The sequence below is a fragment of the Janthinobacterium sp. PSPC3-1 genome (assembly GCF_049896105.1).
In the GTDB taxonomy this organism is placed as follows: domain Bacteria; phylum Pseudomonadota; class Gammaproteobacteria; order Burkholderiales; family Burkholderiaceae_D; genus Janthinobacterium.
Genome location: NZ_JAFCTQ010000005.1, coordinates 12,618 through 31,975, shown reverse-complemented (window position 1 = coordinate 31,975; position 19,358 = coordinate 12,618). Strand labels below are relative to the sequence as shown.

20 protein-coding genes are annotated in these 19,358 nt (G+C 63.8%); 13 read left to right on the top strand and 7 right to left on the bottom strand.

The genetic code is table 11. From position 1 onward, the window contains the following. Positions 1–30 precede the first annotated feature (30 nt). Complete coding sequence (locus tag ACP7B7_RS07595) at positions 31–513, top strand: PaaI family thioesterase (protein ID WP_426076235.1); 483 nt, start codon at positions 31–33, stop codon at positions 511–513. On the opposite strand, the gene ACP7B7_RS07590 is transcribed toward ACP7B7_RS07595, so the two are convergent. Continuing rightward, complete coding sequence (locus ACP7B7_RS07590; RefSeq protein ID WP_426076234.1) at positions 492–1,394, bottom strand: LysR family transcriptional regulator; 903 nt, start codon at positions 1,392–1,394, stop codon at positions 492–494. The genes ACP7B7_RS07595 and ACP7B7_RS07590 overlap by 22 nt on opposite strands. A 75-nt stretch (positions 1,395–1,469) precedes the next feature. On the opposite strand from ACP7B7_RS07590, the gene ACP7B7_RS07585 reads away from it, so the two are divergent. The 3 genes from ACP7B7_RS07585 to ACP7B7_RS07575 are packed head-to-tail and all read left to right on the top strand — an operon-like array spanning position 1,470 to position 4,024. After that, positions 1,470–2,870: an MFS transporter gene (locus tag ACP7B7_RS07585; RefSeq protein ID WP_426076233.1), complete on the top strand. Its 1,401-nt coding sequence runs from the start codon at positions 1,470–1,472 to the stop codon at positions 2,868–2,870. A 51-nt stretch (positions 2,871–2,921) separates the two neighbouring features. Next, positions 2,922–3,704: a hypothetical protein gene (locus ACP7B7_RS07580; protein WP_426076232.1), complete on the top strand. Its 783-nt coding sequence runs from the start codon at positions 2,922–2,924 to the stop codon at positions 3,702–3,704. A gap of 11 nt (positions 3,705–3,715) precedes the next feature. Further along, complete coding sequence (locus ACP7B7_RS07575; protein WP_426076231.1) at positions 3,716–4,024, top strand: hypothetical protein; 309 nt, start codon at positions 3,716–3,718, stop codon at positions 4,022–4,024. Between the two features lie 58 nt (positions 4,025–4,082). On the opposite strand, the gene ACP7B7_RS07570 is transcribed toward ACP7B7_RS07575, so the two are convergent. The 3 genes from ACP7B7_RS07570 to ACP7B7_RS07560 form a co-directional block, all read right to left on the bottom strand. Continuing rightward, positions 4,083–4,715, bottom strand: a complete 633-nt coding sequence (locus tag ACP7B7_RS07570) for a carbonic anhydrase (RefSeq protein WP_308920867.1) — start codon at positions 4,713–4,715, stop codon at positions 4,083–4,085. Positions 4,716–4,876: 161 nt separating this feature from the next. Beyond that, a complete protein-coding gene (locus tag ACP7B7_RS07565) occupies positions 4,877–5,275 on the bottom strand; it encodes an RcnB family protein (RefSeq protein ID WP_426076230.1) in 399 nt (132 codons plus the stop codon). 150 nt (positions 5,276–5,425) lie between these two features. Beyond that, positions 5,426–6,238, bottom strand: a complete 813-nt coding sequence (locus tag ACP7B7_RS07560) for an SDR family NAD(P)-dependent oxidoreductase (RefSeq protein WP_426076229.1) — start codon at positions 6,236–6,238, stop codon at positions 5,426–5,428. A gap of 49 nt (positions 6,239–6,287) precedes the next feature. Here ACP7B7_RS07560 and ACP7B7_RS07555 point away from each other — a divergent pair, with 49 nt between their 5' ends. Continuing rightward, a complete protein-coding gene (locus tag ACP7B7_RS07555) occupies positions 6,288–6,689 on the top strand; it encodes a winged helix-turn-helix transcriptional regulator (protein ID WP_426076228.1) in 402 nt (133 codons plus the stop codon). Positions 6,690–6,710: 21 nt separating this feature from the next. Here the strand turns inward: ACP7B7_RS07555 and ACP7B7_RS07550 are convergent, their stop codons facing one another. Then, entirely contained in the window at positions 6,711–7,493 is a 783-nt protein-coding gene (locus ACP7B7_RS07550; RefSeq protein WP_426076227.1) for an alpha/beta fold hydrolase, read from the bottom strand. Continuing rightward, positions 7,478–8,494 carry a M14 family zinc carboxypeptidase gene (locus ACP7B7_RS07545; protein WP_426076226.1) on the bottom strand — a complete coding sequence of 339 codons (1,017 nt, stop codon included), beginning with the start codon at positions 8,492–8,494 and terminating at the stop codon, positions 7,478–7,480. The genes ACP7B7_RS07550 and ACP7B7_RS07545 overlap by 16 nt, the downstream gene beginning before the upstream one ends. Before the next feature lie 186 nt (positions 8,495–8,680). Between ACP7B7_RS07545 and paoA the strand changes: the two genes are divergently transcribed. Genes paoA through paoC form a run of 3 tightly spaced genes read left to right on the top strand, consistent with a single transcriptional unit; the run spans position 8,681 to position 12,530 of the window. Beyond that, positions 8,681–9,355: an aldehyde dehydrogenase iron-sulfur subunit PaoA gene (gene paoA / locus ACP7B7_RS07540; protein ID WP_426076389.1), complete on the top strand. Its 675-nt coding sequence runs from the start codon at positions 8,681–8,683 to the stop codon at positions 9,353–9,355. After that, complete coding sequence (locus tag ACP7B7_RS07535) at positions 9,352–10,335, top strand: FAD binding domain-containing protein (protein ID WP_426076225.1); 984 nt, start codon at positions 9,352–9,354, stop codon at positions 10,333–10,335. Before paoA ends, ACP7B7_RS07535 begins: the two co-directional genes overlap by 4 nt. Further along, entirely contained in the window at positions 10,332–12,530 is a 2,199-nt protein-coding gene (gene paoC, locus ACP7B7_RS07530) for an aldehyde oxidoreductase molybdenum-binding subunit PaoC (protein ID WP_426076224.1), read from the top strand. The genes ACP7B7_RS07535 and paoC overlap by 4 nt, the downstream gene beginning before the upstream one ends. Before the next feature lie 16 nt (positions 12,531–12,546). On the opposite strand, the gene ACP7B7_RS07525 is transcribed toward paoC, so the two are convergent. Beyond that, positions 12,547–14,205, bottom strand: a complete 1,659-nt coding sequence (locus tag ACP7B7_RS07525; RefSeq protein ID WP_308920876.1) for a methyl-accepting chemotaxis protein — start codon at positions 14,203–14,205, stop codon at positions 12,547–12,549. A gap of 336 nt (positions 14,206–14,541) precedes the next feature. Here ACP7B7_RS07525 and ACP7B7_RS07520 point away from each other — a divergent pair, with 336 nt between their 5' ends. The 5 genes from ACP7B7_RS07520 to ACP7B7_RS07500 all read left to right on the top strand — a co-directional run bounded on the left by ACP7B7_RS07520 (position 14,542) and on the right by ACP7B7_RS07500 (position 19,356). After that, positions 14,542–14,841 (top strand): type II toxin-antitoxin system HigB family toxin, encoded by a 300-nt coding sequence (locus ACP7B7_RS07520; protein ID WP_308920877.1) that lies wholly within the window; start codon positions 14,542–14,544, stop codon positions 14,839–14,841. Continuing rightward, on the top strand, positions 14,838–15,260 hold the full coding sequence (locus tag ACP7B7_RS07515; RefSeq protein ID WP_308920878.1) for a helix-turn-helix domain-containing protein: 423 nt from the start codon (positions 14,838–14,840) through the stop codon (positions 15,258–15,260). The genes ACP7B7_RS07520 and ACP7B7_RS07515 overlap by 4 nt, the downstream gene beginning before the upstream one ends. Before the next feature lie 144 nt (positions 15,261–15,404). Further along, entirely contained in the window at positions 15,405–15,923 is a 519-nt protein-coding gene (locus ACP7B7_RS07510; RefSeq protein ID WP_308920879.1) for a sigma-70 family RNA polymerase sigma factor, read from the top strand. Beyond that, a complete protein-coding gene (locus ACP7B7_RS07505) occupies positions 15,920–16,882 on the top strand; it encodes a DUF4880 domain-containing protein (RefSeq protein ID WP_308920880.1) in 963 nt (320 codons plus the stop codon). The genes ACP7B7_RS07510 and ACP7B7_RS07505 overlap by 4 nt, the downstream gene beginning before the upstream one ends. Before the next feature lie 92 nt (positions 16,883–16,974). Next, positions 16,975–19,356 (top strand): TonB-dependent siderophore receptor, encoded by a 2,382-nt coding sequence (locus ACP7B7_RS07500; protein ID WP_308920881.1) that lies wholly within the window; start codon positions 16,975–16,977, stop codon positions 19,354–19,356. The last annotated feature ends 2 nt before the right edge of the window (positions 19,357–19,358 follow it).

Genomic DNA, 19,358 nt, shown 5'->3' with positions numbered 1-19,358 from the left:
CGGCTTCACCTGAAACATGAAAGCCTACCCATGAGCCTGCCCACGCCGCCAACCCTGGCGCCACATATTGCCGAGCGCGTGCGCGCCAGTTTTGATTTGCAGAACGCCATGGTGCTGATACGCGCCAGCCTGGCCGTGCTGGGCCATGGCAGCGCGGAAATCCATGTGCCGCACTGGAGCGGTATCGAGCAGCAGCACGGTTTCGTGCATGGCGGGGTGGTTGGCATGATCGCCGATTCGGCCGCCGGTTACGCGGCCATGACGGTGGCGCCCGAGGGCGCTTCCGTGCTGACGGTGGAATACAAGATGAACCTGCTGGCGCCGGCCGATGGCGACCTGCTGATTGCGCGCGGCAAGGTGGTGCGGCCCGGGCGCACCCTGATCGTCACCCAGGCCGAAGTGTTTGCCGTGCGCGACGGGCGTGAAACGCTGTGCGCGCTGATGCAGCAGACCATCATGGCGATGCAGGGCAAGGCCGAAAAGCCGAAGGGTCAGCTCGGCTTGGCAGGATAGCGCAAGGCCTCGACCATCAGCGTAAACGCCGGCGTCGGATGGCGCCGGCTCGGGTAGTACAGCTTGTAGCCGGCATACGGCGGGCACCAGTCTTCCAGCACGCGCAACAAGGTGCCGGCCGCCACATGGGGCGCGGCCACATCCTCCGGCATGCAGGCCAGGCCCAGTCCGCCCAAGGCCGCCTGCAGGCGCACGGCCAGGTTGTTGTAGACCAATTGTCCTTCGACCCGCACATTGATTTCCTTGCCGTCTTTCGCGAACTCCCACACGAACAGGCCGCCATGCGTGGGCAGGCGCATGTTGATGCAGTTATGCAAGGTCAGCTCCTGCGGCGTGGCCGGCTTGGGGCGGCTGGCGAAATAGGAGGGCGCGGCAACGATGGCCATGCGAAAGTCGCCGCTGATGGGCACCGCGATCATGTCCTTGGCCACTTGCTCGCCCAGGCGCACGCCGGCGTCGAAACGGTTGGCGACGATATCGGTCATGCCGTTGTCCACCACCACTTCCACGTTAATGTCGGGATACTGCGGCAGCAGGCGCGCGATCGCCGGTTGCAGCACCGTCAGCGCCGAGTGCTCGCCGGCGCTGATGCGGATGGTGCCGGCAGGCTTGCTGCGCCGTTCGCTGAGCATGGCCAGTTCCGATTCGATCTCGTCGAAACGGGGCGCCACCGTGCGCAGCAGGTGTTCGCCATCTTCCGTCGGCGAAACGCTGCGCGTGGTGCGCACCAGCAAACGCAGGTCCAGCCGCGCTTCCAGGGCGCGGATGGTCTGGCTCAGCGCCGACTGCGACACGCCCAGCCTGGCTGCTGCCTTCGTGAAACTGCCTTCGCGCGCCACCGCCACGAAGGCCAGCAAGTCGTTGTAATTGGTCTGGGCCATTGATTAGCTCCCGTAATAAGTTCATGCGGACTTTAGCATCTAGTCGCTACAATCGCCAGCGTTTACAGTGGAGGCATGACAAATTCCACTGCTCCCGTTTCCAAGAACGCCATTCTCGCCATCATCCTGGTCAGCTATGTGATGATCGTGCTCGACACGTCCATCGTGCTGACGGGCCTGCCCAATATCCGCCATGACCTGGGCTTCGGCGACACCGGCCTGGCCTGGGTGCAAAGCGCGTATACCCTGAGCTTTGGCGGCTTCATGCTGCTGGCCGCGCGCGCCGGCGATACCTTCGGCCGGCGCCGCATGCTGATGCTGGGCCTGTCGCTGTTTACAGTAGCCTCGCTGGCGATCGGCCTGGCCCGCTCGCCGGCCGCCATGGTTGCCGCGCGCGCCGTCCAAGGGCTTGGGGCCGCCATCCTGGCGCCGTCGACCCTGGCCTTGCTGCAAACCACCTTTGCCGAAGGACGCGAACGCACGCGCGCCATCTCGCTGTACAGCGCGGTGGCCGGCATCGCCGCCAGCGTCGGGCTGGTACTGGGCGGCGTGCTGGCCGAATGGCTGTCGTGGCGCGTGGGCTTTTTTATCAACCTGCCGATCGGTATCGCCATGCTGTGGGCGGCGCGCCGTTTTATCCGGGAGAGCGAACCCGTCAAGGGCCGCTTCGACGTGGCCGGCGCGGCCAGCTCCACCCTGGGCATGACGGCGCTGGTCTACGGCCTGATCCGTTCGGCCAGCGCCGGCTGGGGCGATATCTGGACGCAAGCCTCGCTGGCGGCCGGCCTGCTGTTGCTGGCGGCGTTTATCCTGATCGAAAAGCATGCGGGCCAGCCCATCATGCCACTGCGCCTGTTTGCCAGCCGCCAGCGCTCGGCTGCCTATGCGGCGCGCGTGCTGTTCCTGGGCGCCATGATCGGCTTCTTCTTTTTTGGCACGCAATTCCTGCAGGTGGTGCTGCATCTTTCGCCGTCGCTGACGGGCCTGGCCTTTTTGCCGATGACGCTGGTGAACTTTGCCATGGCGCTGCGCGTGCCGGCGCTGACGCGGCGCTTCGGCAATGCCCCGCTGCTGGCCGCCGGCCTGGCCTGTACCCTGGCCGGCATGGCGTGGCTGAGCCTGGCCGGCGGCGATACGCCGTACTGGCTCGGCGTCGCGCTGCCCATGGTGTTGATCGGCGCAGGGCAGGGCATGGCCCTGAGCCCGCTGACGGCGGCCGGCATCGCGGGCGTGCCCAAGGCGGATGCGGGCGCCGCCTCCGGCATCGTCAATGTGGCGCATCAGCTGGGCAATTCGCTGGGCCTGGCGGTGCTGGTGGCCGTGGCCGCCATCGGCGCCGGCGCCAGGACGGGCGTGGCGCTGATGGCCCACCGCGTCACCTTTGCGCTATCGAGTGCGGCCGGCATGCTGGCGCTGGCCTTGTTGCTGGTGCTGGCCCTGCTGGTGCGCCCTGGGGGCAAGAGGGCTGGTCTATAATCGCGGCGACGCTGCCAACGGTGGCGCGGCATATGGACGATGGAAACGCGCATGCACAAATTGATTTCTGAACTGGCCAGGCTGTACCTGGCCGACGGCCAGCAGGACACGGATGGCCAGCCCCTGACGCAGGCCGTGCTGGCGCGCCAGGTGTCCGGCGGCCCGGCCGTCACCGCCCAACTGGTCAGCGAGACCGGCCAGGTGCGCGCATTGGTGCTGGAATTTGGCGGCAAGGGCGGCGGCGACAAGTACTGGAGCGACTTGTGCGCGATCGCCAATGCCCTGCAGCATGAGCTGGACCTGCCGGCGCCCGCCGTCAGCATTTCGGGCCGCACCTCGTTTTACCTGTGGCTGTCGCTGGAAACCCCGGTGCCGCTGGCGCAGGCGCGGCAGTTCCTGCAATTGCTGCGTACCGTATTCCTGCCCGCCAGCACGGATATTCTGAGTGCCGCGCCGGCCGCCTTCCTGGAATCGGTCGAACTGCCGCCATGCCTGCAGCCTTCGGGCAAATGGGCGGCCTTTATCCACCCCGGCATGGGCGCCTCGTTTGCCGACGAACCGGGCCTGGACATGCCGCCGCCGTTGCCGGCGCAACTGGGTTTCCTGGAAAGCTTGCGCAGCATGACGTTGGCGCAGTTCGCCAAGGCCCTGGCCGTGCTGCAACAGCATGCGGGCGTGGCGCCGGTGGCCGCGCCTGTAGTTGTCTCCGCGCCCGTCATCAAGGCGCCGCCGTCCAGCGGTGGCTTGCTGCTGCAGGACGCGACACTGGAAGATATCGTGCAATGGCTGCATGCGCGCAATATCGAGCCGACGTTTCGGCACCGCCTGCCTTGAAGCAGTGGGCCATGACACCTGAACTGGCCATCGCCATCGTCGAAGCGTGCCTGCTGGGACCGCATTCCATTCCCGTCAGGATCAGGACCCGGGATGAAGTCACGGAAGCGGAGATTGCCGAGCTGCTGGCGGCGGTGGATTTCCTGATCGTGCACTACCGGGATCAGGACACCGTGCCGAAGAGGCTGGCGGCCGCCTTTGTCGATATCTACAACGGCTTTGTGCAGGCCGGCGGACAGATGAGTGAGGAGCAGGCGCAACGCCTGGAGGATGTGGCGATTGCCTTGCAGGACAAGGCGTATAGGCTGTTTGGGGTCTGATCCTGCTATCGTTGCCGGTACCGCTGGAATGCCCGGCTTGTCTTGTTGGCAATCGTGCTCAAAACTGCGATGCCGGGTGGTCCGCGAGTGGGACGAAACTTCCTGTAGACTCATCGAGCGCATCCAGGGAACCATTCTCGATATCGTAGACCCAGCCATGGAGACTGAGCCGTTTTTGCGCGATGCGCACGGCTACCGAGGGATGCGTGCGGATATTATTGAGCTGTGCGACAACGTTGGCGCGTACCATGCCGTCGATCCGCGCCTGTTCCGTTGGATGGTCGAGTGACTCGTTGATCATCCGTGCCGCATCGGCATGGCGCAGCCAGTTCTTCACCGCAGGCATATGGTCCAGGCAAGCGCAGGTGGCGATCGCTTTCATTGCGCCACAATCGGAGTGCCCACAGATAACGATGTCGGTAACATTCAGGGCGGAAACAGCATATTCGACCGTCGCGCTCACACCCCCTGGCTCCGGGCCATAGGACGGCACGATGTTGCCAGCGTTGCGGATCACGAAAAGCTCGCCCGGCTCGCGCTGCGTCACCAGTTCGGGCACCATCCTGCTGTCCGAGCATGAAATGAACAAGGCCTTGGGCGTCTGTCCTGTTGCCAGTGTTTTGAACAACTCGCGGCGCGCAGGAAAAACTTCTTTTTGGAACCGTAAAAATCCAGCAATGATGTCGCGCATAAATAAGAAGAGGAATGGTCGGTTGAATTGATATTATCGCCGATGCGGCGTGGTTGAGACAGCTCGCATGTTGCAGGCAAACCATGGCCGGGATGTGGAACTCTTGTGTAAAAAAAACCGCGCCCCTTTCGAGGCGCGGTTTTTGCTGATGCGAACAAAGATCAATTCGACAGCAGGATTTGCGTAATCACGCCGGTGGCAATCGCGGCCAGCACATAGTCATTGCCGGCGCGCACCCATTGGTGGCCGCGTGGCGGCGCGTTCAGGTGGCGGGCTTTCCAGTCGTTGACGACGTAGCGCTTGTCACGGTATTCCTGGCTCAGGCGCTGGCCGCGGCGCAGGTCGTGCTTGGGACCGCCGCCGCGCGAGTCGTCGCGCTTGAACTTGCGCGCATCGTCATGACGGCCATCGCTATCGTGCTGCTCATGTTGCTGGCCGTGGTCGTTACGGTCATTATGGTCGTTGCGATCGTGATTGTCGTTGCCACGCTGGGCCAGGGCGCTGCCGCTGGCGGCGATACTGATTGCGATAAGGGCCGATACGATCATTTTCGATTTCATTTTTGTTCTCCTTGATAACACGGTTGCCATGTGGTGGATCCATTACACCGTGATTCCGTCCTAACAGATAAGACGTTCCCGTAAGAAATGTTACGAGACGTTTCACTCGTCTGTGACATTTGCGACCGTATGCTGGCGGCATTCGCATTCCTACAAAACCGGCGACATGCCACCATCGACCCGCAGGTTGGTGCCGGTAATGTAGCCGGCCAGCGGGCTCGCAAGAAAGGCCGCTACATTCGCGATGTCGTCGACCTGCCCGACGCGCCCGACCGGCACCTGCGCAAACAACGGCAGCACGGTGCGTTCAATGCTGGCCCATGGTGCGTCCATCTCCAGGCCATGCTGGACTGCGACTTCACGGAATTTACGGTCCAGCGTGGCGCTGTGAATGGTGCCCGGGGAAATTGCGTTCACGGTAATGCCCTCGGCGGCAACAGCCTTGGCAAGCGATGCGGTCATCGCATTGATCGCCGCCTTGCACGCCGCGTAGTCGGGGCCGCCAGCTGGCGGCATCGTGGCGGCCAGGCTGGAGATATTGATTATGCGGCCCCATCCGGCCTGGCGCATGGCCGGCAGCAGGCGGCTGGTGACGCGCAGCGCGGCGAGCACGTTGCGGTCATACGTCGCAGCCCAGGTTGCCGGCTGCGTCGCGGTCCAGTCTTCCTTGACGGCACTGGAGCCCCCGGCGTTGTTGATCAGGATATCGATCATGCCGGCCTGCCGGGACGCCTCATCGAGCAGGCCTTGCACGGCATCGTCGTTCGTCAGGTCGCCCAGCACCACGTGGGCGCGCCCGCCATGTTCGACGATGGCATGGGCAACCTCGTCGGCTTGAGTGCGGTCACGGCCATGCACGATGACGATGGCGCCTTCCAGCGCGAATTTACTGGCAATGCCAGCGCCGATCCCCTTGCTGCTACCGGTGACCAGTACCTTTTTTCCGTCCAGTTGCAAGTCCATGCTGCTGCCTTCCTTTCAGTGTGAGGAAGGTGCATGCTAGAGTGGGGCGATGAACAAGACAAGTACGCACCTTTTTGTACCCATCGAGCTATCTTCCGCGCAGCATCGTGCAAATTGCCTCGGTCCGGACGGCGCCGTTGCCCACGTCAGCCGGGTGATCCGCATGATCCAGGGCCGCTGGAAGCTGCCGATCCTGTTCCGTTTGTATGCGGACGAGGCGATGCGCACGCTGCAAATGAAGCGAGACCTGCCCGGCATTTCGCAAAAGGTGCTGACCCAGCAATTGCGCGAACTGGTGTCCGATCTCCTCATCGAACGCATCGACTTCAATGAAAAACCGCTGCGCGTCGAATATCGCCTGTCTTCGCTTGGCCGCGAACTGATGCCGGTGCTGATTGCTGCGCGCGCGTTTTCGGTCCAGCACGCAGCCGAAAGCGGCGCACTGGCTTGAAGGCCCGGGCAAGACGTTTTATCAGGTTTTTCGATCCGCTCCGCCCAGCCATTGCGCCACCGTCTGCGCCACCCAGTCCGGCTGGTCGAGCGGCAGGTCGTGGCCCGCATCGGGATGGTTTTCACAAGCCGTTTGCCACGCTCGCGCCAGCCGGCGTGAACAGCCGGGATCGACCAGCCGGTCGCGGCTGCCGGCCAGTACCAGCAGCGGTATGGCCGGCCGGATCGCCGGTGCGCGGAAGCGTGCCGCCGACAGCAGCTGGCGCAGCGCATTGCGCCGGCTGACCGGATATTGCCGCTGGTACGCTAGCCATTGATCCACCAGCGCCGCATTGTCGGCGCCATATCTGAAACTGGTCAGTCTTAAAATCAGCGCCTCCTGGCTGGCCTGGTCGCCCAGCAGCAGCTGCCGCAACAGGGCCGGATAATTTTGCCAGCGCAAGCGGCGGTAGAACGGGCTGTACGGGCGCATGCTGGTATTGATCAGTACGCACGAGGCGATTTCCTGCGGATACTTGCCAGCCCACTCGACAGCCACCATGCCGCCCAGCGACAGGGCCAGCAATCGATAAGGTGGTGTCAAGCCGCGCGCCAATAAATCCTGGCGGCAGAATTCGACTATATCGGTCACGCGCGTGGCGCTGTCCAGCAGATGACGTTCGCCATTGCCGGGCAGGTCGGGGGTAATAATCCGCGCATCGGGCAGCGCGGCGGCCAGCGTGGCGGGAAACGCCCCCCAGTGGCGCTGCTCGCGCATCAGCCCGCGCAGCAAGATCCACGTGTCACCGTTCACGATTCGTACCATTGCGCCAGCGCGCGCCGGCGATGGGCCTTGCGGGCCAGTCCTTCCGGCATCCAGCGGCCGTGGCTGTTGGTGGCGCGCATCAGGAAGTCGAACCACACCAGGTGGCCGCGCAGCACGCGCTGCAGGCGGTGGGCGGCGGTCGGGTTGAAGATGCCGGCGCGGTTGAACAGCTGGCGCGGGTTTTTCTTGACCCATAGCCAGGAACCCATTTCCAGGGTCAGCGGCAGGAACACGCGTTCACTGTCGCTAGTGCCTTGCAGGTACAGATAATCCCACAGGTCGCCATGGGTGCGGTATTGCCGGCTTTGCGGCTCGAACACATAGTTGTGATTGGGATAGGTGCGGCTGTACAGTTCTTCCAGCGCGCCGATATCGGCCAGGTGGGCGATCGGCGTGGCCGTGTGGGCATGCGGAAACCAGATGCGGTCGCGCAGGCCGAAACCCGAATGGCAATCGAGGGCGATGCTGAACTGGCGCGACAGCAGTTCGCGCTCGACCAGGTCGCACACGGCCTGGCTTTCCACTTGCATCGGTGCGCCTTGCCGGCCCCGGTACCAGGGCAGCTTGTTGCTGTAGCGCTGGCCGCCCAGCAGGAAGGGCACCGGTTCGCTGGCCGATAGCGGCGCATTGCGCATCAGGTCCACGCCCTGCGGATTGCAGCGCGTGCCTTGCCACATGCCGCCCGGATTGACCAGCGGCATGAACACCAGGCGCATCGATTCGAGCTGCTGGTGCAGGGTGCTGTCCCATTGCAGACGTGCCAATATGCTTTGCAAGAAGGCGAGAATGACTTGCGTGCCGATGCGTTCCAGCCCATGGATGCCGCCAAAGAATCCCAGCACGGGCACGTCGGGGCTGGGGTTGCCCAGCGCAATCGTATACACGGGAAAGTCGCGGCCATCGATGGGGATGCTGCACGGTGCGGCCACTTCCAGGTGGCGGCCGCCTTCATCGATCAGGCGCTTGAGCATGACCAGTTCGGGGAGATTCTTTTCGATCATGGGTGACGCTGAAAAAGAAGGTGCACCAGTGTAGCCGATATGGCCGGGTTCCAGCCTGTCCGCGTTCAATAATGTACGTTTGCGTACAGACCTTCTTTCCTCCGCGCCTTACACTGAATATTGGGCCGGCATGCGCCCACCCAGCCAGTAGCAATGCGCTACACAATCAGCCAGGAGGACGCAAGGATGGACAAGGTCAACAACAAGATGAGCGATATTAATTCGGGCCGGCGCGATGTCCTGATTGCGGGGGCCTTGTCGGCCACTGCGGCGGCCATGCCCGGCATGGCGGCGGCGCAGGCGGCCAACACGGCGGCTGGCGCCACCGGCGCACCATCGGCGCCACCGGTGATGGCCGGCGTGCAATTTGAAATCAACGGCAAGGCCCATGCGCTGGAGCTCGACACGCGCACCACCTTGCTCGACGCCTTGCGCGAACACCTGCACCTGACGGGCACCAAGAAGGGCTGCGACCATGGCCAGTGCGGCGCCTGCACCGTGATCGTCGACGGCCAGCGCATCAACTCCTGCCTCAGCCTGGCGGTGATGCACGAAGGATCGAGCATCACCACCATCGAAGGACTGGGCACGCCGGGCAAGCTGCACCCGATGCAGGCCGCCTTCATCAGCCACGATGGCTATCAGTGCGGCTACTGTACCCCGGGCCAGATCTGTTCGGCGGTGGCGGCGCTCGGCGAAATCCGGCGCGGCATCCCCAGCCATGTCAGCGCGGATTTGAACGCGAAACCGGAAGTCACGCCCGAGGAATTGCGCGAACGCATGAGCGGCAATATCTGCCGCTGTGGCGCATACTCGAATATCGTCGACGCGATCACCGACGTCGCAGGGAGGCCGGCATGAAGGTCTTCAGCTACCAGCGCGCCACCACGCCGGCCGAAGCGGCCGCCGCCTCGCTGCGCACCCCGGGCGCCAAATTCATTGCCGGCGGCACCAATCTGCTCGACCTGATGAAGCTCGAGATCGAAGCGCCGCCGCATCTGATCGACGTCAATGGCCTGGGCCTGGACCAGATCGGCGCCACGCAAGACGGCGGCCTGCGCATCGGCGCCCTCGTGCGCAACACGGCGCTGGCCGCCGATGACAAAGTACGGCGCCACTACGGCGTGCTGTCGCGCGCCTTGCTGGCCGGTGCTTCTGCCCAGCTGCGCAACAAGGCCACCACCGCCGGCAACCTGCTGCAGCGCACGCGCTGCCCGTATTTCTATGACACCAACCAGGCCTGCAACAAGCGCAACCCCGGCAGCGGCTGCCCGGCGATTGCCGGTTTCAGCCGCCAGCTGGCGATTGTCGGCGGCAGCGACGCCTGCATCGCCACCCATCCATCCGACATGGCGGTGGCGATGCGTTTGCTGGACGCCGGCATCGAAACCGTGCGCCCCGACGGCGCCACGCGCACCATCCCGATCGCCGACTTCTACCGCTTGCCGGGCAATACGCCGCAGATCGAAACGGCCTTGCAGCCGGGCGAGCTGATCACCGCCGTTACCCTGCCGAAACCGCTCGGTGGCACGCATGTCTACACCAAGGTGCGCGACCGCGCCTCGTATGCGTTTGCGCTGGTGTCGGTGGCCGCCGTCATCATGCCGGACGGCGCGGGCCGCGTAGCGCTGGGCGGTGTTGCGCCGCAGCCATGGCGCTTGCCACAGGCGGACCAGGCGATGGGGCAGGGCGCCGCCGCCGTCAGCAAACTGTTGCTGGCGAACGCGAAACCGACCGAAGAAAACGCCTTCAAGGCCACCCTGGTGCGGCGCACCCTGGCTGGCGTGCTCAATGGAGTGCCGACGCAAGCGCGCGATACTGCGCAGAAAGTGACATCATGAAATTCACCACGCCCGCCACCACCAATCCCATCGACAAGCTGCGCTATATCGGCCGCGCCACCGACCGCATCGATGGCCCCCTGAAAACCACCGGCACCGCGCCGTATGCCTATGAACAGCACGAAGCGGCGCCGAACGCCGCCTACGGCGTGGTGCTCGGTGCGGCGATCGCCAAGGGGCGTATCGCCTCGATGGATACCAGCGCCGCGCTGCGCGCACCAGGCGTGCTGGCGGTCGTCACGGCCGACAACGCCGGCAAGCTGGGCAAGGGAAAAATGAACACCGCCAAACTGCTGGGCGGCCCCGAGATTCAGCATTACCACCAGGCGATTGCGCTGGTGGTGGCGGAAACCTTCGAACAGGCCCGTGCCGCCGCGCAGCTGATCGCCGTGAAATATATCGGGAGCAAGGGCAAGTACGACCTGGCGGCGGCGAAAAGTTCGGCCACCAAGCCCAAGGAAGACAAGCCCGACAGCAAGGTGGGCGACTTTGCCGGCGCCTTTGCGGCCGCACCCGTACGTGTCGATGCGGTCTATACGACGCCGGACCAGTCGCACGCCATGATGGAACCGCATGCCTCCATTGCTTCCTGGAAGGGCGACCAGCTGACCATCTGGACCTCGAACCAGATGATAGACTGGGGCAAGGGCGACGTGGCCTTGAACCTGGGCATTGCCAAGGACAAGGTGCGCATCGTCTCGCCGTATATCGGCGGCGGCTTCGGCGGCAAGCTGTTCGTGCGTTCCGAAGCCGTGCTGGCCGCACTCGGCGCGCGCGCCGCGCAGCGCCCGGTCAAGGTGGCGCTGGCGCGCCCGCAGATGATGAACAACACTACCCACCGTCCCGCCACCATCCAGCGCCTGCGGATCGGCGCCACGCGCGCCGGCAAGATCACGGCCATCGGCCATGAATCGTGGTCGGGCGACCTGGAAGGCGGCAAGCCGGAAACCGCCGTGATGCAGACCAGGCTGCTGTATGCGGGCGCCAACCGCATGACGGCCATGCGCCTGGCCGTGCTGGACCTGCCCGAAGGCAACGCCATGCGCGCGCCCGGTGAAGCGCCAGGCCTGATGGCGCTGGAAATCGCCATGGACGAGCTGGCCGAAAAACTCAAGATGGACCCGATCGCCTTCCGTATTCTGAACGACACCAAGGTCGACCCGGAAAAGCCGAGCCGGCCATTCTCGCAGCGCCGTTTGATCGATTGCATGCGCACCGGTGCGGTGGAATTCGGCTGGAAGGACCGCAGCGCCACGCCGGGCAGCAAACGCGACGGCCGCTGGCTGGTCGGCATGGGCGTGGCGGCCGCTTTCCGCAACAATATGGTGATGAAGTCCGCCGCCCGGGTACGCCTGAACGCCCAGGGCGTGGTGACGGTGGAAACCGACATGACCGATATCGGTACCGGCAGCTACACCATCATCGCGCAGACGGCCGCCGAAATGCTCGGCGTCGAGCTCGACAAGATCGTGGTGAAACTGGGCGACTCGGACTTTCCCGTCTCGGCCGGTTCCGGCGGCCAGTGGGGCGGCAACAGTTCCACCGCCGGCGTGTACGCCGCCTGCGTGAAATTGCGCCAGGCCATTGCCGGCAAGCTGCAGATGGATGCCGGCGAGGCGCGTTTTTCAGACGGCCAGGTCAGCGCGGGCGACCGCAATGTGCCGATCGCGCAGGCGGCCAAGGATGGCGAGCTGGTGGCCGAAGACCATATGGAATACGGCGACCTGGACAAGAAATTCCAGCAATCGACCTTCGGTGCGCATTTTGTCGAAGTGGGGGTGGACAGCTACACGGGTGAAGTGCGCGTGCGCCGCATGCTGGCGGTGTGCGCGGCGGGCCGCATCCTGAATCCGAAATCGGCGCGCAGCCAGGTGATCGGCGCCATGACCATGGGCGCCGGTGCGGCCCTGATGGAAGAGCTGGTGGTCGACCAGCGCGGCGGCTTCTTCGTGAACCACGACCTGGCCGGCTATGAAGTGCCGGTGCACGCCGACATTCCGCACCAGGAAGTGATCTTCCTGGAAGAAACCGACCCCATGTCGTCACCGATGAAGGCCAAGGGCGTGGGGGAGCTGGGTATTTGCGGCGTGGCGGCGGCGATCGCCAATGCCATCTACAACGCCACGGGGGCCAGGGTGCGCGAGTATCCGATCACCCTGGATAAATTGCTGGACAAGCTGCCGGCAGTCGCTTAAGGCAAGCAGTCCGGCGTCAACCCAGCGCCGGTGCGCCGCCGGCCGGCAAGCTCAGCGTTGCCGGCTTGCGGCGTGCCGGCCGCGCCGCGCCGGGCGCAGGCTGCGCTTCCTCCGCCGCCATCACCACCGCATCGTCGACCGTAAAGAAGCCCACCACGCGCAGCAGGGTGGTCGCTTCGCTATGCACCGACTCGGCGGACGCGGCCGCTTCTTCGACCAGGGCCGCATTTTGCTGGGTGACATTGTCGATATCGGTGATGGCGGCATTGATTTCACCGATGCCCGATTCCTGCTCGGCGCTGGCCGAGGCGATCTGCGCCATGATGCCGGTCACGCGCTCCACGCTGGCCACGATCTCGGCCATGGTGTCGCCGGCCGCATGGGCCAGCACGCTGCCCGTCTCAATCTTGTCGACCGAGGCATTGATCAGCTGCTTGATCTCGCGCGCCGCCGTGGCCGAACGCTGCGCCAGGTTGCGCACTTCGCCGGCCACCACCGCAAAACCGCGCCCTTGCTCACCGGCCCGTGCCGCTTCGACGGCGGCGTTCAGCGCCAGGATATTGGTTTGAAACGCGATACCGTCGATCACGCCGATAATGTCGACGATCTTTTTCGCCGCCGCGCTGATCGCATCCATGGTGTCGACCACGTCATCGACCACCGTGCCACCTTTTTTTGCCACCTGCGAGGCTGACAGCACCAGTTCGTTGGCCTGGCGCGCATTGCTGGTATTGCCTTTCACGGCGGCGGTCAGCTCTTCCATCGACGAGGCAGTTTCCTGCAGCGCGCCCGCCTGGTGCTCGGTGCGGCGCGACAGGTCCAGGTTGCCGGTCGACAGTTCGCGCGAGGCGGTGTCGATGGTGACGGCGCCGTCATGCACCAGCTTGACGGTTTCGCCCAGGCGCACCGTCATATTGTGCAAGGCATTGAGCAACTGGCCCACTTCATCGCTGCGTTCTTGCACCTCGACATGGCGCAGATCGCCCCTGGCGACGCGCTCGGCGATATTGACGGCATGCTGCAGCGGCACCACGATGCTGCGCGTGATCGCCCACGCCAGCGCGGCGCCCGTGATCAGCGCCAGCGCGCCAAATGCCAGCAGGGTGGCCACGCTGCTGTTGTACTGGCTGGCCGAGGCGGCCGCCAGTGCGTTGGCTTCCCTGGTCTGGTAGTCCAGCAGCTTGGACAGTGCCGCGGCATAGACGCCGAACGTGGTTTTCATGGTCGTGCCGGTCAATTGCTCGACTTCCTGGGTACGGCCCTGGTCCTTGAAGGCAAACACTTCCTTGCGCACGGCAAGATAGGCTTTCTGGCCCTTGGCGACCTCGTCAAACAGCGCCGCCTCGGTGCCGTTCCTGGGCAGGGCGTTCATTTGTGCCATCAGGCGCTCGACGGCCTTGTCGCCCAGTGTCAGCTGCGCCTGGAAATATTCGCCCGTTTCCAGGCTGTCGCTCTTGGCGATCGACATGGCGTTATTGCCATTGAGCTTGGCCGTGCCCAGCAGTTCGGAAGCGAGCTGCTGCTTGGCCAGCTTGTCCTTGACCAGGTAGTCGGTATTGTCATTGGCCGCATGCAGCCGCCACAAGGCGATGCCGGTAATGCAGGCCATGACGAACAACACCATGGCAAACGAGATCAGGACCCGGGGTCCGGTTTTCAACTGGATGAATTTCATGTTGTGGGTAACGCTTTTCGGTTGACTGCTGACGGATTGCTGATGAACGCAAGCGTAGCAGCCCAGTGTGACGCAATCATTACATCAAAGAAATTATATTTGTTGAAAAATCATTATTGCTTTTCGCTGGTGATCGTTCAGTAACGATGAATACATCAGCGTTTCATAGTGAATTACTTTTTGCGAAGTTCTCAAAATGCGATATACTGCACGCAGGAAAAGTAAGACATCCACTATCACTGACACGACTGCTAACACTGACACAAATTCAATAAGTCTTTTCCTAGGAGAAAAAATGAAATTAAATAAACAACATTTTTTAGGAAAGGGTATTCCATGTGGATTACCTCCAAAGCAGCGTTGGCGGCATTTTCTGAGAAGCATCCCGAAGCCAAGGATAGGTTGAGCGCTTGGTACAAGGTCATGGAAGCTTGCGGCGCCAATAATTTTACTGAGCTGAAGTCGACATTTAATACGGCTGATTATGTGCCTGCGAAGTACACCATTTTTGATGTTGGTGGGAATGCTTACCGCATCGTGACGGTGATCCACTACGACAAGCAGCGGCTGTTCATCCGCGCGATATACACTCACGCCGAGTACGATAAGTGGACTAGACAAAACCGAGGAAAATGAATATCCATAACCAGTTGAGCACCATGCCCGAGTTGACAAGGGCATGGACGACATTTCAGGATTGCACCGGTCTACGCCCAATCCGGGATAACGCTGACTTCATGTCTGTCCAGGAGTTGGCTAACCGGCTGGCCGATGACGTCGGCGACGATGAGTTGCATCCCCTGTATTCGCTGTTCGAGATCGTATTGGATATGATCTCGCGCTGGGAAGACGAGCACGTTGACATTGCATCGGCACCGCCGCGCGAAGTGTTGCGCCACTTGCTGGAGGCAAACAATCTCAGGCAAAAGGACTTGGGTGACATCGCGTCCCAGACATTGATCAGTGACATCCTTGCAGGCCGCCGCGAGATCAGCAAACGCTTGGCCAAGGCGCTCGCCACCCGTTTTCACGTTAATGTCAGTGCTTTTATCTGATGGTTGCTGTATGACTTGACGAGAGTTCAGGCGTAGTTACTTCATTGGCATGGGCATTCTGATTTGTTGCCTGAAATGCTGGGACATTCGCACTATCCTGCAATATAATGAGAATCATTACCATTGACGCCGCCGGATGTTCCCTTGTCTGCCTTGCCCCTGCCTCAGAACGATCATGCGCTGGCCGCCAGCCTGTTTACCGGCCATCAGGGCTGGCTGCTGCAGCGCCTGCTGGCGCGGCTGCGCAACCGGGCCGAGGCGGAGGATGTGGCGTCCGAGACCTTTTTGCGCATCCTGCATGCGGGCAGCCTGGCGGCGATACGCGAACCGCGCGCCTATCTGACCACGGTGGCGAAAAGCATCCTGCTGCAGCAATGGCGGCGGCGCGATATCGAGCAAGCGTATCTCGATACCCTGGCACAGCTGCCGGATGCCGTCCAGCCGTCACCGGAGGAGCGCGCCGTGCTGTTCGAATCGCTGGAGCGGCTGTCGCGCGCGCTCGATACCCTGTCGCCCAAGGCGCGCGCGGCATTCCTGATGAGCCAGCTCGACGGCCTGACCTATGCCGAGATTGCCGAAAAAATCGGCGTGTCCGCCAGCATGGTGCGCCAGTATATGGCGCAGGGCTTGCGCTGCTGCCTGGCGGTTGCGGGCAATCCATGACGATCCAGGAGCAAGCCATCCACTGGCTGGTGGAACTGCGCTCGGGCGACACCAGCGCGGTCCAGCAGCGCGACTTTGCGTGCTGGCTGGCGGCCGATGCGCGCCACCAGTCGGCGTGGCAGCGGCTGGGCCAGGCGGTCGATCACAGTTTCGGTCAGCTCGATACGGCGGGCGGGGCGCAGGCCGTCGAGCAGACGCTGGCCCGCGCGGCAAGCCGGCAGGGCCAGCGCCGCCAGTTCCTGCGTGGCGCCCTGTGCCTGGCGGGCATGGCCGCAGGCAGCACCTGGCTGCTGCGCGGCAGCCCTTTCGTGCCGGACTGGCCGGCCGACCTGCATACGGCGACCGCCACGCGCGGCCGGTTTACCTTGCTGGACGGTAGCGAGCTGGTGCTCGACGCGCGCTCGTCGGCCGATATCGACATCGGCTCGGCGCGCCGGAATCTCCGTCTGCGCCAGGGCCAGCTGCTGCTGACAAGCGCGCCGCAAGCTGGCGCGCCATTCGTGTTGAACAGTCCTCACGGCACGGTGCGTGCGTTGGGGCGCCGGCTGATGCTGCGGCGCGAGGAAGCGGGCACGGTGGCGCTGGCCTTGCAGGGCGGCCTGGAGATCGTCACCGCCGAGGGCGGCGCGGCACGTGTGTTGCGCCAGGGCCAGGCGGCCTGGTTCGATGGCCGGCAGTCGCGCTTGCTGCCCGGCATGCTGGCCATGCAGGCCGCAGCGTGGGAACAGGGCATGCTGGTGGCCGTCGACCAGCCGCTGGGCGAGCTGGTGGCGGCGCTGCGGCCGTATCGCCACGGTTATATCGACATCACGGCGCAGGCGGCGCAGCTGCGCGTGTCGGGCAATTACTCGCTTGACGACAGCGATGCGACCTTGCTGGCGCTGGCCGAAACCCTGCCGATCGAACTGCGGCTGGGGCCGGCAGGGGTGTGGGCCGGCATCACCATCAAGGCGGCTTGAACAATATTTTTACCCGCACACTGTCACTTTTCACGCGCCGCGACTCATACCAGGTGAAGCAGCACTTTCATTCACCCCTTTCCGAGTCCAGCATGCCACCATTGTCGATGCGCCAGATCTCCCTGGCTGTAATGTTGTTGTCCTGCGCCGCAGGCGCCACCGCACAAACCGCGGCACCAACCGCCATCCAAGCCGCCGCCACCCACCGCTACGATGTGCCGGCCCAGCCCCTGAACGCCAGCCTGATCGCGATCGCCAGCCAGGCCGGCGCGCGCATTTCGATTGCCGCCGACCTGGCGCGCGGCGTCAACGCACCAGCGGTGCAGGGCGAGCTGACGGCCGAACAGGCCATGCGCCGCGCGCTGCAGGGCACCTCGCTGTCCTTGCTGAAAACCGATAGCGGCGTTTATACCGTCACGCAAGGTACGCCACAGGCCGGCGCCACGCAGGAAGCGGCCGTGATGCCGGAAGTAATCATCACCACCAATTACCTGGGCCAGGTGACGGAAGACACGGGCTCGTACACCACCGGCGCCATCAGCACCGCCAACCGCCTGGTGCTGGCGCCGCGCGACACGCCGCACGCCGTCAGCGTGGTCACGCGCCAGCACATGGACGATTTCGGCATGGTGCAGCTGAGCGAGGTGCTGCAGCACACGCCGGGCGTGTACGTGCAGCATATCGACAGCGAACGCACGATTTATTATGCGCGTGGCTTTTCGCTCGACAATTTCAGCTATGACGGCCTGCCGTGGACGCGCGACGCCTCGCTGAACCTGGGCGAATCGCTGGCGAACATGGACCTGTATGACCGTGTCGAGGTGCTGAAAGGCGCGAATGCCCTGATGAGCGGGGCGGGCACGCCGGGCGCCACCGTCAACCTGATCCGCAAGAAGCCCACGCGCGAGCTGCGCGCGCTGGCCGACCTGTCGGCCGGGTCATGGGACAACTATCGCGGCATGGCCGACGTCGGCGGTCCGCTCAATGACAGCGGCAGCGTGCGTGCGCGCGCCGTGGCGTCCTACCAGGACAAGCACTCGTTTGTCGACCGCTACCAGCGCCGCTCGGAACTGGCCTACGGCACCGTGGAAGCGGACCTGTCGCCGCGCACCTTGCTGACCGTCGGCGCGGACTACCAGCACACGGTGCCGAAATACAGCGACTGGGGCGGCGCGCCGCTGTTCGACGCGACCGGCCAGCGCTTCTTCATGTCGCGTTCCTTCAATGGCGCGCCGAGCTGGAGCACGCAGCAGACGGAAGCCAAGTCTGTTTTTGCTTCGCTGGAACACACTTTTGACAGTGGCTGGATGGCCAATCTGCGCCTGATCCACCAGGCCAACAGACTGTATGCGCCGGTCGCCTATGTCGACCGTTTCCCCGACGCCAGCGGTGCGGGCACCAGGGTCACGGCGCGCCAGTTCAACAGCGACGCCACCAGCAATGGCGTCGATCTGTACGCCAGCGGCCCGTTTGCCGCTTTTGGCCGCCAGCATCAGCTGGTGGTGGGCGCCAACGCCTACCGCAAGCAGTCCGACAATCTGTACAGCCCGTATTACTCCATTCCGGTCCCCAATATTCATACCTACCGCGGCGACGTGCCGGAACCCATCTGGGCACTGGAAAAAAGCCGCGAGGTGATACGCCAGAAATCGCTCTACGCCACCGGCCGCTTTTCGCTGCCGCTCAATATGCACCTGATCCTCGGTGGGCGCGTGTCGTCGTATGACAACCTGAGTTCGCAGATCGACGAAGCGTCGATCTTCACGCCATATGCGGGCGTCACCTGGGCTTTTACGCCCACGTTGACGGCGTATGCCAGCTACAGCGATATTTTCAGCCCGCAAGACGCGCGCGACGTCAACAACAAGACGCTGGACCCGCAATTGGGCAAGAACTTTGAAGCGGGCGTCAAAGGCGTATTCCTGGACGGCCGCCTGAACGCCAGCGCCGCCGCCTTCGAAGTGCGCCAGGATAACGTGGCCGAGTATATCGACGAGGTCAACAAAGTCACCGGCCTGGACGCCTACCGCGCCATCGACGGCGTGCGTTCGCGCGGCGTGGAGCTGGAAGTGTCTGGCCAGCTGGCGCCGTGCTGGCAGTTGCAGGCCGGCTATACCCACAAGATCGCGCGCGGCCCGGACGGCAAGGTCAATACCTTGGCGCCGGAAGACCAGGTCAGCCTGTACACCACCTGGCGGCCGATGCCGCGCCTGACGATCGGCGGCGGCGCCCGCTGGCAGGCGAAGACCTGGCAAAGCACCTGGGCCGTCGTCGGTGACGGCTTTACCACCGTGCATCAAGGCGCCTACACGGTGATCGACGCCATGGCGCGCTACCAGGTGTCGGATAAACTGGCGCTGTCGCTGAACGTGAATAACGTGGGCGACCGCAGCTACTACGGCATCAGCACCGGCCGCCGCGTCAGCTATGGCGATCCGCGCAATGTGATGCTGAGCCTGAACTACCGTTATTGACC